The sequence below is a fragment of the Aeromonas sp. FDAARGOS 1405 genome (assembly GCF_019048265.1).
GTDB classification, from domain to species: domain Bacteria; phylum Pseudomonadota; class Gammaproteobacteria; order Enterobacterales; family Aeromonadaceae; genus Aeromonas; species Aeromonas veronii_A.
Genome location: NZ_CP077311.1, coordinates 2,147,715 through 2,162,146, shown reverse-complemented (window position 1 = coordinate 2,162,146; position 14,432 = coordinate 2,147,715). Strand labels below are relative to the sequence as shown.

The window sequence follows — 14,432 nt, the reverse complement described above, 5'->3', positions numbered from 1 at the left end:
CCCGTTACTTTTCGTCGCAGATCGGTGTGGCGAACTCCAGTGCCATATCCCACGGCTGTTCGATCCAGGTATCCTGCGGGATCGCCACTTCGAAATCGTCCAGCAGCGCTTCGCCCATCGGCTTGGCGAAAATCGCGATGAACTTGGCTTTCGGGTAGAGCTCGCGGATCGCCTTGGCGGTAGTGCCGGTGTCGACCAGATCTTCCACCACCAGCCAGCCTTCGCCGTCACCAGCGGTGGTGGCAGCCTTCACGACCACCAGCTCGCGCTGGCTGTCATGGTCATAGCTGGAGATGCAGAGGGTTTCCACATTACGAATGCCAAGTTCACGGGCCATCAGGGCTGCGGGCACTAGGCCACCACGGCTGACCGCGATGATACCTTTCCACTGGCTGACAGGCAGCTGACGACGGGCCAGACGGCGAGCTTCACGTTGCAGGTTGTCCCACGACACATAGAACTTTTTCGGCATGTTATCGATCTCGAATAGTTATTTAAAAACAATCACTTAAAATAACAACACCCGCAATTATCCCTGCGGATGCCAGTAAATGGCGGCCCTTGCCCGACTGAATTCAGATTGCACTTCGGCTGCCTCAGGGCTAAGCCTCGGCAGCAAATCTGATAACAATGGAAGCAAGATGGGCTTATCCGGCGATCGGTTAGATGATGTGTCCAAACCGCGGACAGGCTGTTGGGCCGATATGATAGCACCGTTTGCAGAGAAAATGCCTGGCAAACGTATGCCAAAAACAGGAAAAATCGGCATCACCCTCTCCATTCGGCACATCTAGAGCGCCAAACGACTAACCTGCCGTCCCTGCTGCCGAGTCCAAATGGGCTGTGCGGCAAATCGCAGATAAAAAAATAGCAGGGGGAGGATTTACCTCACGCACCTGCTGCTTTCTCGCATCTGCCTGGTTGGGCAGCTCGTCTTAGCGACGAGTGACGAAGGGGTTAGGGTAGCTGAAACCCTGGGTATACAAAGAGGGGGCAAACCAATAGGTTGAGTTGCTGCCTGGCATATTGAAACTCCTGATTGCTTAACAAGTTACGTACCTTTAATGCGGGCTCAAATCCTTGAACGAACACTCGGTTCCATGGAGGCGCACTTGCTTTGCTTCGGTTCCCTGGAGGCTTTCATCGTCATCCTGAAGGGTGGCGAACCACGGGAGCTAATTTACCAGTCGGTGCGTTAAATTCAATATTTTTGTGAGATCGGTCACACATTTTCTTTTCTATCGGTCAGCGTCGTCCGAACCTGACGATCGTACTGCCAGGTTGCCATCAGCCAGCACAAGCTGCCTGCGATTTGCGCTGATTGCTCACATTTTTGTGTGATTGACTGTATTATCGTTATCCTCTTCCCCGGCCCGCTGATGGGGCCCTGTTAATTCCGTGCTGGTAAGGAGTCCCGACGTGGCACAGCTTAGCTCTCTCTCTCCCAAACTGATTTGGCATTTCTTCGAACAGATCTGCTCCATTCCCCACCCTTCCAAACATGAAGCCAAACTGAGCGCCTGGATCATCCAATGGGCTCAGGGGGAAGGTCTGGCGGTCAAGCAGGACAAGGTCGGCAACATCATCATCAAGAAACCGGCCACCCCGGGGATGGAAAACCGCAAAGCCGTGGTACTGCAAGCCCACATCGACATGGTGCCGCAGGCCAACGCCGACACCAAACACGACTTCGCGACCGATCCCATCGATGCCTATGTCGATGGTGAGTGGGTCACGGCCCGTGGTACCACCCTGGGTGCCGACAACGGCATCGGTATGGCCGGTTGCCTGGCTGTGCTGGCTGACAAGACCATCAAGCACGGTCCGCTGGAAGTGCTGCTGACCACAGACGAAGAGACCGGCATGACCGGCGCTTTCGGACTGGAAGCGGGCTGGCTGGAGGGCGAAATTTTGCTCAACACCGACTCCGAAGAGGATGGCGAAGTCTATATGGGCTGCGCTGGCGGTGTGGATGCCAATATCCGCTTCCCGCTCGAGCTGGTTGATGCTGCTGAAGGTGAAGCGTTCGAACTGGCCGTGAAAGGGCTGCGTGGCGGTCACTCCGGTTGCGACATTCATCGCGGTCGTGGCAACGCCAACAAGCTGCTGGTGCGTCTGCTCAAAGCAGCCGAGCCGCTGGGTGTTCGTCTGGCCGAGATCCACGGCGGCACCCTGCGCAACGCCATCCCGCGCGAAGCCCGTGCCACCCTGCTGGTGCCCGCAGCCAGCGTAAACGAGTTCAAGGCGCTGGTTGACCGCTACACCGGGATCTACCAGACCGAACTGGCCGCCACCGAGCCGAACCTGACCGTGCTGGTCAACAACGCCGCCAAACCGGCCAAGTTGATGAGCGTCTCCCTGCAGCAGCGCCTGCTGGATGCCCTGATGGCCTGCCCGAACGGCGTGATGCGCATGAGCGATGCCATGCCCGGCGTGACCGAAACCTCTACCAACCTGGGGGTCATCAAGACTCAGGATGGCGAAGTGTACGTCCAGTGCCTGATCCGCTCCCTGATTGACTCCGGCCGCGAGAGCATCGAGCAGATGACCCGCTCCCTGTTCACCCTGGCAGGCGCCAGCTGCGAATTCACCGGGGCCTATCCGGGTTGGGCGCCGAACGTGGACTCCCCCGTCATGGCGCTGGTACGCAACAGCTACCAGACCCTGTTTGGCACCATGCCCAACGTCATGGTGATCCACGCCGGCCTCGAGTGCGGTCTGTTCAAGAGCGCCTATCCGGAGTGGGACATGGTCTCCTTCGGCCCGACCATCCGCGGTGCCCACTCCCCTGACGAGAAGGTACACATCCCGGCGGTCGAACGTTTCTGGCAACTGCTGGTGCACGTGCTGGAAGCGATTCCGGCCAAATAACCCGGCCTGCGCCACACGGCAAAACAAAGCCCCGCACTGCTGCGGGGCTTTTTATTGTCTGTTCCAACCTGACGTTGGCACTTACCGGATGCCGCGCGCCTCGCGGATCCACTCCCAGGCTTGCTGGATCTCCTGGGTCTTCTCCTTGGCCATCTCCATCATCTCCGGCGGCAGCCCTTTGGCGGCCAGCTTGTCCGGGTGATGCTTGCTCATCTCCTTGCGGTAGGCGCGCTTGATATCCTGATCGCTGTCGCTCTCGCTCACCCCCAGCAACTGGTAGGCATTCTTGAGACGATCCGCAGAGGGTGCCTCCTGCCGATACTGCTGGCCACCGGAATGGCTCCCCTGATACTGACCATGGGCCTGATTAAAGAAGTTCATCTGCGCTTCGGCCATCGCCAGAATGCGGGCCAGCTCGATGCGACTGAACCCCAGCTCGTCGGCGATGGTATGAAGAATGGCGCGCTCGCCCTCCTCTACCCGTCCGTCAGCAAAGGCAGCCTGCAGTTGTACCTCGAGGAAAAAGCGCAGAATGTCGCGCTGCCCCAGACTGGCACGGCGGAACTCGGCCAGGGTCTCGCGCAGCGGGAAATCAGCCTCTTTACCGAGACGAAACGACTCCTGCGCCCGGGCACGCTGTTCACCCGCCAGCCGCATACGATCCATCAGGTTGGAGGCAACCCGGATCTCCTGCTCGGTCACCTGACCGCTGGCCTTGGCGATGTGGCCCATCACCGAGAAGGTGGCGTGGAAGAAGACGGCTTGCGGCGCCTGAGTCGGGCCGCGACGAAACGCCCCCTGCAGCCCCATGCCACGGTCGAAACGGTGGCCAATCCAGAGGCCAATCAGGGCGCCGATGATATTGCCGAGCAGAAAACCGAAGAAGGCGCCCAGCACCTTACCCCAAATACGCATGGTTCAAGACCTCTTGAAGTTAATGAGTGCGGGCCTGGAGCTGGTCATCCAGCTCGCGCAGTCGATCGACCGTGCCGATATCGCGCCACTCGCCAGCGAGCAGGCTGCCGCCCACCCGCCCTTGCGCCATCCAGTCACGGAGCAGGGGCGCCAGCTTGCGGGCACCGCCCGCGAGACCGGCAAAGGCCGCCGGATCATATAGTCCGACCCCGCTGAAGGTAAACGCTGGCGTATCCATGACTCGCCCCCCTTGCAGGGCAAAGTCCCCGCTAGGGTGCTGGGGCGGATTGGGCACCAGCCAGAGATGTGCCAGATCATCGCCAAGGGGCTGACTGACCAGAGTGTGATAATCGAGATCGAGCCAGGTATCGCCGTTGATCACCAAAAAGGGTTTAGAGCCCAGCAGCGGCAGCGCCTGCACGATGCCGCCCGCAGTCTCCAGCGCACTCTCTTCGGCTGACCAGTGGATGGTCACGCCAAGCGCACTGCCATCACCAAGGCTCTCGACCAGCTTGTGGCCGAGCCAGGCGTGGTTGATCACCAACTCGGTCACCCCGGCGGCTTTGAGTTTTTCGATGTGATGAACGATGAGCGGCTTGCCCCCGACAGCCAACAACGGCTTGGGCAGCAGGTCGGTCAGCGGGCGCATCCGCTCGCCACGGCCAGCGGCCAAGATCATCGCCTTCATGGTTTAACCCCTGCATTGGCAATCCCCGGCAACACAACCTGCTCCAGCCACTGACCAAAACGGGCCAGTACCGGATAGGCACTACCATGAGTGCGACAGACATCCACCACATAGCCGAGAGTACGGGGAATATCCTTGATATAGCCAAGCTTGCCGTCGCGATGATAGAGCCGGGTGAAGATCCCCGCAGCTTTGAGGTGGCGCTGCATGCCGGTCAGGTCGGCATCACGACGGAAACTGGCATAATCGAGCTCACCAAGCAGACCCGCCTGTTGCAGGGTGGCAAAGCCGTGCCGCATCCCTTCATCGATCACCTCGTCTGGCCAGCGTACGTAGCAATCTTTCAGCAGGGAGACCAGATCATAGGTGAGCGGCCCGATGACCATATCCTGAAAATCGATGATGGCAAGGGTGCTGCTCTCGGGGGTATCTCCGCCACATACCATCAGGTTGCGACTGTGGAAATCCCGGTGCATGACCCCTTGCGGCTGAGCCAGATTGCAGGTTGTGAGACAGGCAAAGGTCTCATCGAGCAACTGCTGCTCTTCATCGCTCAGGGTCAGTTTTAGATGGTGGCCCAGCAGCCACTCGGGAAAAATACTGTTCTCCCGTGCCATAAAAGCGGCATCGAAGGGTTCAAGTGCCAGGTCGACTGCCCCCAGTCGGGGCAACAAATCAATGGCCTTGCCATACCAGGCCAGCACGTTGTGCTCGTTCAGGCGGCTGATAAGCTGGGTATCGCCCAGGTCACTGACCGCCAGCAAGCCCTGTTCGTAGTCCACCGCCTTCACCTCTGGCGCCAGCAGCTGACGCGCCAGCAAGGCGGCCGCGTTACGAACAAATTCATGATTTTTTTCGGTTTTCGGATTGGCATCTACCCATATCAGCCCTGCACCACGGTAGTAGCGGCGGAAACTGGCATCACCGGAAATAAGGGTCAACTGAAGGGTGGCATCGCCTGATATCTGGCGTGCCCACCGCAATAGCAGGGAATCGCGATCGTGCATAAGTCGGGGACCAAGGTGGAAAGCAGCACTTGGCTGTTAGCCCTGGCCGCAATAATGCTTTATCATTGCCGGCTAACATAAAGCAATGACATGCAATGTCAACTCGATGAAACCTGTCGTAAAATGCATGCCTTGGATCAACCGTATCTATCACGGATTGCACGAGTCTTTCACATGACCAAATGGACACTGGGGTACCGCTATCCCATCGCCCTGACTATCAGTCTGGCCCCCGCACTTGCCCCTGTGATGGTGCAGGCGGCTCCGTTCGAAGCGCCGCCAGCCACCGGCATTCTTGATAGTCTCTGCTATGACTATGTTCCCAAGATAGAGAAGCCAGCATCGGATCAGGATGCCAACGCACAGCCGGTCGAGGTTGATGCTGACCGTCTCGAGGCCAAACAGGGCGGCACCGCCGTCTATGAAGGTGACGTCAAGGTTCGTCAGGGTGTTCGCAAGTTTGACTCCGACTATGCCCAGCTCGATCAGAAGAGCCGGGATGTCATCGCCATCGGCAACATCTATTACAACGACGGTCAGGTGACCGTCACCAGCGACAAGACCCTCAAATCCAATCTGGATACCAAGAACTCCGAGCTGGAAGAGGGCAAGTATCAGGTGCATGGCTCACCGGTGCGCGGCTTTGCCAAGCGCGTAGTGATGACCAACAACAACCAGAACATCACCATGGAGGGGGCCCAGTACACCACTTGCCCCCCCGGTCAGGAGGTGTGGACCCTCAAGGCAGGCAACATCGATATCGACCAGAAAGAGGTATTCGGTGAAGCCTGGAACGCCAGTCTCTGGCTCTATGACTACCCGGTGTTCTATTTTCCGTACATCAACTTTCCCATCAAGGATGAACGGAAGACAGGTCTGCTCTATCCGGGTTACAAACAGAGTTCCGGCAATGGCATGGAGATCACCCAGCCCTTCTACTGGAACATTGCCCCCAACTACGATGCCACCATCACCTCTCGTTTCATGGACAGGCGAGGCCTGATGGAACAGGTGGAGTTCCGCTACATGCCGGATCCCGCCCATATCGGCACCCTCTATTTTGAAAATCTGAGGGATGACAAGCAGTTTGACTCGGGCAATCCAAGCTTTACCAACCCTTCAACAGGAACGCCGTACCTCTCTGATGGCCATCGCTATCTGCTGAACGTCCGTCACGGCTCCACCCTGATGGATGGTTCGCTACGCTTTGGTATCGATTACACCAAAGTCCGGGACAAGGATTACAACTACTTCAATGACTTCAGTCCGCAAGTAGGTACCCAGGTCGACAGCCAGTTGCAGCAATCCTTTACTGCTGGTTACTACCAACAAAACTGGAACCTCACCTCGGAGATACGCCGCTACCAGATATTGTTGCCTGGTGCTTTGCTGCCTCACGAGATGCTGCCACGCATCAACTACAACTACTACCAGCAGGGTCAGTGGTTCGATCTGGCCTGGAACAGCGAGCTGACCAAGTTTGGCTATGACAGCGGCAGTGCCACTGCCCAGCAAGCCGGTGAACGCTACACAGCCACCAGATTTCATTTAGCGCCCGCCCTGACAATTCCTCTGGTGGATGCGCCCGGCTATTACCTCACCAGCCAGTACAAGCTGATGTTTACCTCCTACAACCAGGAGGTTCCCAAGGATCTGGTAGCCACCGATCGAACCCGCTTCACCGATGTTGAAAGCAAGCAATTGACCCTGGCGGATGGAACCGTCAATCGCACCCTTCCCTCCTTCCGACTCAAGGGCGGGCTCAACTTCGATCGTTCGATTGACTGGTATGATGGCAAGGGCACCCAGACGCTTGAGCCGGAGTTTCAGTATCTCTATGTACCCTATCGGAATCAGGATGAGATCGGGATCTACGACTCCACCACAACCCGTCAGGATTACTACAGCCTGTTTAGCGATCGCCGCTATGCCGGTCTCGATCGCATTAGTGATGCCAACCGGGTTACCGCTGGCTTGACCAGCCGGGTCTATGACAATGTGGGTGATGAAAGGTTACGCTTGGCGGTGGCTCAGGCCTTCGAAATGACGCCCCCCAAGGTACGCCTCTATCCATCGGATCCCAAGAGCACCAATTCGCGCTCACTGCTCTCGTTCGAAGGTGATGCCCGGATCACCGATGAGTGGTTTGCCCATGTAGGGAGCCAGTACGACACCTCCGAGGGTGATTTTACTGCTGGCAACGGTGCGGTCGAATATCGGGCCGGCAAGCTGACCACCCAGGTCAACTACCGTTATATCCAGGACGGCAACCGGGACTATCGCTACCCGAGCAACCCAAATCTGGCCGAAGACCTCAGCCAGGCTGGCCTGGTGATGATGGCACCGATCGCCGATCAGTGGCAGATGTATGGCGGTTACTACCGTGATATCAAGCAGGATGTGAACATTGACCGCAAAATCGGTGTCAAATACGACTCCTGCTGCTGGAGCATCAACATGAGCCTAGAGTGGCACAACCAGCCGGACAATATCACCCTGAAGCCAACTTCGGAAAAAGTCATTGGTCTGCAGTTTGAAATGAAGGGACTTGGCAGTGTGGGTACCGGTGGCCGCAGTGTCACACTGGATACCGAGCTGTTGCCCTATGTTCGCCCGTTTAATCTGAAAGACCAGCAATGATGCTGGTCCAGCCTTGAGAGATGGATATGAAAAAGACCCTGATTGCCCTGCTGACCGCGGGAATGTTCGGCGCCATGAGCCAGGCCGCTCTGGCTGCACCCGAGCTGATGGACAAGGTGCTGGCCGTGGTCAACAAGGACGTAGTGCTGTCCAGTCAACAGGACGCACTGGTCAACAAGGTAAAACTCTCCGCCCAGGAGAGCGGCCAGTCCCTGCCTGACGATGCCACTCTGCGCAAACAGGCGCTCGACCGTCTAATCCAGGAGAGCCTTCAGTTACAACTGGCGGATCGCCAGGGGCTGAAGATCAGCGATACCCAGCTGGAACAGGCTATTCAGGGCATCGCCGCCGACAACAAGATGACCCTGGATCAACTGCGTGCCCAGCTCGCCCGTGAAGGGATGACCTATGCCCAGTATCGGGAAGAGGTGCGCCGCGAGATCCTGATGAACGAGGTACGCCGCAACCAGGTGCGCCGTCGCATCAACATCTCCGAGCAGGAGGTGAAGCAAGTGGTGGAGATCCTGAAGAAACAGGGTCAACAGCAGAACGAATACCACGTCGGCCATATCCAGATTGCACTGCCGGACAACCCGACCGCCGCCCAGCTGGATGCAGCCAAGAGCAAGATCGAGCGCATTCTGGCCGCCCTCAAGCAAGGTGCCGACTTCCGCAAACTGGCCATTGCCGAGAGTAACGGTCCCAAGGCGCTGGAAGGGGGTGACTGGGGCTGGATGAGCCCGCAAGAGATGCCGACCCTGATGGCCGAAGCGGTACAGGGTGCCAAGAAGGGCGATATCGTCGGCCCGCTGCGCTCCGGCGCCGGTCTGCACATCGTCAAGGTGTTCGACACCAAGGGCCAGCAGCAGGTGATGCAGACCGAGGTGAAGGCCCGTCACATCCTGATCAAGCCTTCCATCATCCTGAGCGAAGAGAAAGCCAAGGGGATGCTGGACGGCATTCTTCACGACATCAAGAGCGGTAAGGCCAGCTTCGCCAGCATGGCGGAGAAGTACTCCGAAGATCCGGGCTCTGCAGTGCAGGGTGGCGAACTGGGCTGGTCTGACCCCAACGTCTATGTGCCGGAGTTCCGCGACATGGTTAACCGCCTGCAACCGGGCCAGATCAGCGCGCCCTTCCGCACCAGCCACGGCTGGCACATCGTCCAAGTGGAAGATCGTCGCAGCCAGGATGCCACTGACAAGGCTCTGGAACAGCGTGCCTATCAGCTGATCTACAACCGCCGCTTCGTGGAAGAGTCCCAGGCGTGGCTGGATGAGCTGCGTGATGAGGCTTACATCCGTGTCGAAGGATCTGCGAGCTGATGAGCTGCCGTCGCCTTGCCGTTACCCCGGGCGAACCGGCCGGGATCGGCCCGGATCTGGTGCTGCAGATTGCCCAGCAGGATTGGCCGCACCAGTTGGTGGTCATTGCCGATCCAGCTTTGCTGCGCGAGCGGGCGGCCCTGCTGGGGCTGTCCATAGAGCTTGAGCCCTACGATGCAGGAGTCCCTGCTCATCCGCAGCGGGCGGGCACCCTGACCGTCTGTCCGGTCCCCCTCGGAGCCCCCGTGGTACCGGGCGAGCTGAACGAAGGCAACGGCGCCTATGTGCTGGCGACCCTGCAACGCGCCTGCGATGGCAACCTCAGCGGCGAATTTGCCGCCGTGGTGACCGGACCGGTGCACAAGGGGATCATCAACCAGGCCGGCGTCTCGTTCAGCGGCCACACCGAGTTCTTTGCCCAGCAGTCTGGCACCGCCGATGTGGTGATGATGCTGGCAACCGAGGGACTGCGGGTTGCACTAGCGACCACCCATATTCCGCTGGCCTATGTAGCGATGGCCATCACCGAGGATCGCCTCGGCAAGGTGATCCGGATCCTCAACGAGGATCTCGCCACCAAGTTTGGCATCGCCAAACCCCGTATTTACGTCTGCGGCCTCAACCCTCATGCCGGGGAAGGTGGCCATCTAGGACGTGAAGAGATTGACGTGATCGAACCCGCCCTGGCCACACTGCGCCAGGAGGGGATCGATCTGGTCGGCCCATTGCCGGCCGACACCCTGTTCCAGGAGAAATACCTCAAGGATGCGGATGCGGTACTCGCCATGTACCACGACCAGGGTCTGCCAGTGCTCAAATACAAGGGCTTCGGCAGTTCGGTCAATATCACCCTGGGGCTTCCCTTCATCCGCACTTCGGTGGATCACGGCACCGCACTGGATCTGGCAGGCAAGGGCCTCGCCGACTCGGGCAGCCTGATCACCGCGATCAACCACGCCATCAAGATGGTAGAGAAAAAAAGATATGAGCAGTAAGGTGCAGAGCAACAAAGTGCACATGGGCCACACCGCCCGTAAGCGTTTCGGTCAGAACTTCTTGCACGATCGCTACGTGATCGATCAGATCGTGGCCGCCATCAATCCGCAGCCGGGTCAGAACCTGGTGGAGATCGGCCCGGGTCTGGCCGCGCTGACCGAGCCGGTCGCCTCCCAGATGGACAAGATGACCGTGGTCGAGCTGGACCGGGATCTGGCGGCACGTCTGCGTGAGCACCCGACCCTCAAGGACAAGCTGACCGTTATCGAAGCGGATGCCATGCGTTTTGACTTCGGCACCCTGATGGGTGAAGGCAAGGGGCCACTGCGTATCTTCGGCAACCTGCCCTACAACATCTCCACCCCGCTTATCTTCCACCTGTGCGAGTTTGCCGACCGGGTTGCAGACATGCACTTTATGCTGCAAAAGGAAGTGGTTCTGCGTCTGGCCGCCGGTCCCGGCAGCAAGGCTTACGGCCGCCTGAGCGTGATGACCCAGTACTACTGCCAGGTAGTGCCAGTGCTGGAAGTGGGCCCTGGCGCCTTCAAGCCGGCGCCGAAAGTGGACTCTGCCGTGGTACGCCTGATCCCGCACAAGAATCCCACCATAGTCGCCAAGGATATCCGTTGCCTGAACCGCGTCTGTACCGAGGGCTTCGGCCAACGTCGCAAGACCATTCGCAACAGCTTCTCCAACTTCATCACCGACGCCCAGCTGACCGAGCTTGGTATCGATGGCAACCTGCGCCCGGAGAATCTCTCCCTCGAGCAGTTTGTCATGATCGCCAACTGGCTGGCAGATCAGCCAAAGGCCTGATCCTGTGGCACTCCCGCACATCGAGATCCGCCCATACCCCGTATATGTGGCGGAATCCAAAGACCCTTACCAGTTTCACTATCTGATCGAGATTGAGAATCTGGGACCCGGCCCGGTGCAACTGCTGCACCGGCGCTGGCTCATCACCGATGCCAATGGCAAGATGCTGGAAGTGGCAGGCCCGGGCGTGGTCGGGGAACAACCCGTCATTGCCGAAGGTGAGACCTACCGCTACCAGAGCGGCGTGCCGCTGGCGACCCCGCTCGGGGTGATGGAAGGGAGCTATACCCTGCAAGATGGCTCTGGCCAGCAGTTCGAGGCGTCCATCGCCCCCTTCACGCTGGCCATCCCCAATATTATCAACTGAGGTTTCATGGCGAACTGTTTTGTCGGTGACATCCAGGGCTGTTACGACGACTTGCGCCGTCTGCTGGATCTTGCCGCGTTCGATCCCGACCAAGACGTGCTCTGGCTCTGCGGCGATCTGGTCGCCCGCGGTCCGGACTCACTCAATACCTTGCGTTTTGTCAAAGGGCTGGGTAACCGCGCCGTTACCGTGCTCGGCAACCACGACCTGCACCTGCTGGCCGTCGCCGATGGCGTTGCACCGCTCAAGAAGAAAGACAAGCTGCAAAGCCTGATGGATGCCCCTGATCGGGATGAACTGCTGGAGTGGCTGCGCCACCGCCCGCTACTGGCCGAACATCCGGATCTGCCCATCATGATGGTGCATGCCGGGATCTCCCCCGCATGGGATGTCCGCACCGCCCGCAACTGCGCCCGCGAGGTAGAGAGCCTGCTGCGCGGTGACCAGTACAGCTGGCTGCTGCACAACATGTATGGCGATCAGCCCGATGGCTGGAAAGATGATCTGGTCGGGATCGACCGCTACCGCTACATCATCAACACCTTCACCCGGATGCGCTTCTGCTACTTCGATGGCCGACTCGACTTCAAATGCAAGAAGGGCCCCAAGGAGTCAACCCCGGGGCTGCGTCCCTGGTTCGAGCAGCGCGAGCATCACGTAGATGACCCCATTCTGGTGTTCGGCCACTGGGCGGCGCTGATGGGCAACACCGGCAAGAGCGACATCAAGGCACTCGATACCGGCTGCGTCTGGGGCAACAGCCTCACCCTGTGGCGCTACGAAGATGATGCCCTGATCGCCACCCCCTGCCCGGTTCACGCCAGCTAGGGGGGACGCAGCAATCTGGCGGTTGCTGCCGCACGGATGGCTACAACCCGTTCCAATAACAAAGCCCGGCTGGTTGCCGGGCTTGCTGTTTTTAGGCTCTCTGTTTTCCGGGCTGCTTAGGTTACAACTTGCGCCCCAGCCGCTTCTCAATCTGGCGCCGCTCCCACTCGGGGCCAAACAGCTTGAAGGGCTGAAACACCCGAACAGCATGGGAGGCCAGTCCCAGCCCCCACCCCAAGGTTGGCCACCAGGCCCAGATGTACTCCGGATTGCTCAGGTAGTTGATGACAAACAGCCCGCAGATCACCACCACGTAGCTGGCGACATGGTGATAGAAGCCCTTGAGCTCCTCCACATAGCGCATTGCCGCCCGCTCCTCTGCCGATACCTGCACCGCATCCTGACCCATAGTGTCACTTCCTCTCATCTCGCGCTCCTGTTGCTCTGACCCATCCAGTTGAGCCACATCGAGTTCAAAGACGGCGGCCAGGGCCTTGAGAGATTCCAGTCCGGGTTGCTGCCCCTGCTCGATCCGCTGGATAGTGCGGACACTCAAACCAGTCAACGTTGCCAACTGATCCTGAGACCAACCCCGCTGCAATCTCAACTTCCTGACGATCATCTCGAACTCCTTGTGGTAATTGACAGGGCCAGCATAGGGGCCGGAGGGTTGCATGCGACACGACAGCAGCCTGACACCAACCTGACTTTCCTTTTAATTCAGTGCGTTAGTTCAAAGGTAGTGCTGAGTTACAGTCCCCCAACAGTCCCTTTGCGATAACCTGACATCAGGACGACTGACGCACTTTGAGCAAGATAGCGCCTTTGTATTCGGGGAGGCGAGTTATAGATCCTGCATCAACCCGGCGGCAATCTCGAAAGAGCGCAGTCGGGCCTGATGATCAACGATGGGGCCATTGAACATCAGCTCATCGGCTCGGGTTTCCGCCAGCAACGCTTTGAGACCGTGACGAACCTGCTCAGGGTCGCCCACCAGAGAGCGGGCAAGGGTCTGCTCCATCGCCATCAGCTCACGGGGCGTCCACTCGTCGTCAAGCCGGACGACCGGTGCGGGCAGCTTGCCCGCATTACCGCGATGGAGGCGCAAGAACTGCTGCTGCACGGTAGTAAACTGGAAGCGGGCCTCCCGCTCGCTGTCGGCGGCGATCAGGTTGATGCAGACCACCGCATGGGGCTTTGGCCAGCGAGCAGAGGGACGATACTGGCTGCGGTAGAGATCCAACGCCTGCAGCAACATGGCTGGCGCGAAATGGGAGGCAAACCCGAACGGCAAGCCCATCGCCGCTGCCAGTTGCGCGCTGTAAAGGCTGGAGCCCAGCAGCCAGATGGGAAGATGTAACCCTTGACCTGGCACCGCCTGCACCGTGCCAATCTCGTCGCCAAAGTAGCTCATCAGCTCGCGCACATCGGCCGGGAAATCATCCACCTCACCGCTGCGTTGGCGTCTGAGCGCCCGCATGGTGCGCTGATCGGTACCGGGTGCCCGACCAAGGCCCAAATCGATGCGATCCGGATAGAGCGAAGCCAAGGTGCCAAACTGCTCGGCAATCACCAGTGGCGAGTGGTTCGGCAGCATGATGCCACCCGCCCCAATCCGCAAAGTGGTGGTGGCCTCGGCCAGATGACCGATCAACACCGAGGTGGCGGCACTGGCAATGCCCGGCATGTTGTGGTGTTCGGCCAGCCAGTAGCGCTGGTAACCCCAGCCCTCGGCATGGCGGGCAAGATCCCGCGAACGGCGAAATGACTCGGCAGGCACGGAACCTTCGGCAACAGGCACCAGATCGAGCACGGAATAGGGGATGGCAGACATGGGTCACTCCATTGATTTACAGACCAGTAACAAGTGGGGCAATGTAGCACGGGATACCTGAATGAATCACGATATCCTGCCAAGCTCTGCCTGGCAGTGGGCAACCATGGAAAAGCACAGATATCAGGCCATTATTGTCATTTCT

At 59.0% G+C, this 14,432-nt stretch carries 13 protein-coding genes; 7 read left to right on the top strand and 6 right to left on the bottom strand.

Annotation, left to right across the window (positions count from 1 at the left end; genetic code table 11):
* Positions 1-4 precede the first annotated feature (4 nt).
* Positions 5-472 (bottom strand): xanthine phosphoribosyltransferase, encoded by a 468-nt coding sequence (gene gpt, locus I6L35_RS10235; protein WP_005339007.1) that lies wholly within the window; start codon positions 470-472, stop codon positions 5-7.
* A 947-nt stretch (positions 473-1,419) separates the two neighbouring features.
* Between gpt and I6L35_RS10230 the strand changes: the two genes are divergently transcribed.
* The gene (locus I6L35_RS10230; protein WP_127007906.1) at positions 1,420-2,871 is read left to right on the top strand and encodes an aminoacyl-histidine dipeptidase; all 1,452 of its coding nucleotides are present in this window, start codon (positions 1,420-1,422) and stop codon (positions 2,869-2,871) included.
* 81 nt (positions 2,872-2,952) lie between these two features.
* Here the strand turns inward: I6L35_RS10230 and djlA are convergent, their stop codons facing one another.
* From djlA to I6L35_RS10215, 3 genes are read right to left on the bottom strand one after another with little or no spacing between them, the layout of a single operon-like run.
* Positions 2,953-3,786, bottom strand: a complete 834-nt coding sequence (gene djlA / locus I6L35_RS10225) for a co-chaperone DjlA (RefSeq protein ID WP_216980186.1) — start codon at positions 3,784-3,786, stop codon at positions 2,953-2,955.
* 19 nt (positions 3,787-3,805) lie between these two features.
* Complete coding sequence (murU, locus tag I6L35_RS10220) at positions 3,806-4,474, bottom strand: N-acetylmuramate alpha-1-phosphate uridylyltransferase MurU (protein WP_216980185.1); 669 nt, start codon at positions 4,472-4,474, stop codon at positions 3,806-3,808.
* Positions 4,471-5,481 carry an aminoglycoside phosphotransferase family protein gene (locus tag I6L35_RS10215; protein WP_216980184.1) on the bottom strand — a complete coding sequence of 337 codons (1,011 nt, stop codon included), beginning with the start codon at positions 5,479-5,481 and terminating at the stop codon, positions 4,471-4,473. The genes murU and I6L35_RS10215 overlap by 4 nt, the downstream gene beginning before the upstream one ends.
* 174 nt (positions 5,482-5,655) lie before the next feature.
* On the opposite strand from I6L35_RS10215, the gene lptD reads away from it, so the two are divergent.
* Genes lptD through I6L35_RS10185 form a run of 6 tightly spaced genes read left to right on the top strand, consistent with a single transcriptional unit; the run spans position 5,656 to position 12,453 of the window.
* Complete coding sequence (gene lptD / locus I6L35_RS10210; protein WP_005341030.1) at positions 5,656-8,121, top strand: LPS assembly protein LptD; 2,466 nt, start codon at positions 5,656-5,658, stop codon at positions 8,119-8,121.
* A gap of 26 nt (positions 8,122-8,147) precedes the next feature.
* Positions 8,148-9,446, top strand: coding sequence for a peptidylprolyl isomerase SurA (surA, locus tag I6L35_RS10205; RefSeq protein WP_005341031.1), 1,299 nt, complete (start codon positions 8,148-8,150; stop codon positions 9,444-9,446).
* Positions 9,446-10,441 (top strand): 4-hydroxythreonine-4-phosphate dehydrogenase PdxA, encoded by a 996-nt coding sequence (gene pdxA / locus I6L35_RS10200; protein WP_216980183.1) that lies wholly within the window; start codon positions 9,446-9,448, stop codon positions 10,439-10,441. Before surA ends, pdxA begins: the two co-directional genes overlap by 1 nt.
* Positions 10,431-11,258 carry a 16S rRNA (adenine(1518)-N(6)/adenine(1519)-N(6))-dimethyltransferase RsmA gene (gene rsmA / locus I6L35_RS10195; RefSeq protein ID WP_216980182.1) on the top strand — a complete coding sequence of 276 codons (828 nt, stop codon included), beginning with the start codon at positions 10,431-10,433 and terminating at the stop codon, positions 11,256-11,258. The genes pdxA and rsmA overlap by 11 nt, the downstream gene beginning before the upstream one ends.
* Positions 11,259-11,262: 4 nt before the next feature.
* Positions 11,263-11,625 (top strand): Co2+/Mg2+ efflux protein ApaG, encoded by a 363-nt coding sequence (apaG, locus tag I6L35_RS10190; protein ID WP_005341038.1) that lies wholly within the window; start codon positions 11,263-11,265, stop codon positions 11,623-11,625.
* A gap of 6 nt (positions 11,626-11,631) precedes the next feature.
* Complete coding sequence (locus I6L35_RS10185; RefSeq protein ID WP_021231933.1) at positions 11,632-12,453, top strand: symmetrical bis(5'-nucleosyl)-tetraphosphatase; 822 nt, start codon at positions 11,632-11,634, stop codon at positions 12,451-12,453.
* Positions 12,454-12,574: 121 nt separating this feature from the next.
* Here I6L35_RS10185 and I6L35_RS10180 read toward each other — a convergent pair whose 3' ends face one another.
* Together I6L35_RS10180 and I6L35_RS10175 are read right to left on the bottom strand one after the other, a co-directional pair.
* Positions 12,575-13,075, bottom strand: a complete 501-nt coding sequence (locus tag I6L35_RS10180; RefSeq protein WP_021231934.1) for a 2TM domain-containing protein — start codon at positions 13,073-13,075, stop codon at positions 12,575-12,577.
* A 222-nt stretch (positions 13,076-13,297) separates the two neighbouring features.
* Complete coding sequence (locus I6L35_RS10175) at positions 13,298-14,287, bottom strand: luciferase-like monooxygenase (protein WP_216980181.1); 990 nt, start codon at positions 14,285-14,287, stop codon at positions 13,298-13,300.
* Positions 14,288-14,432 lie beyond the last annotated feature (145 nt).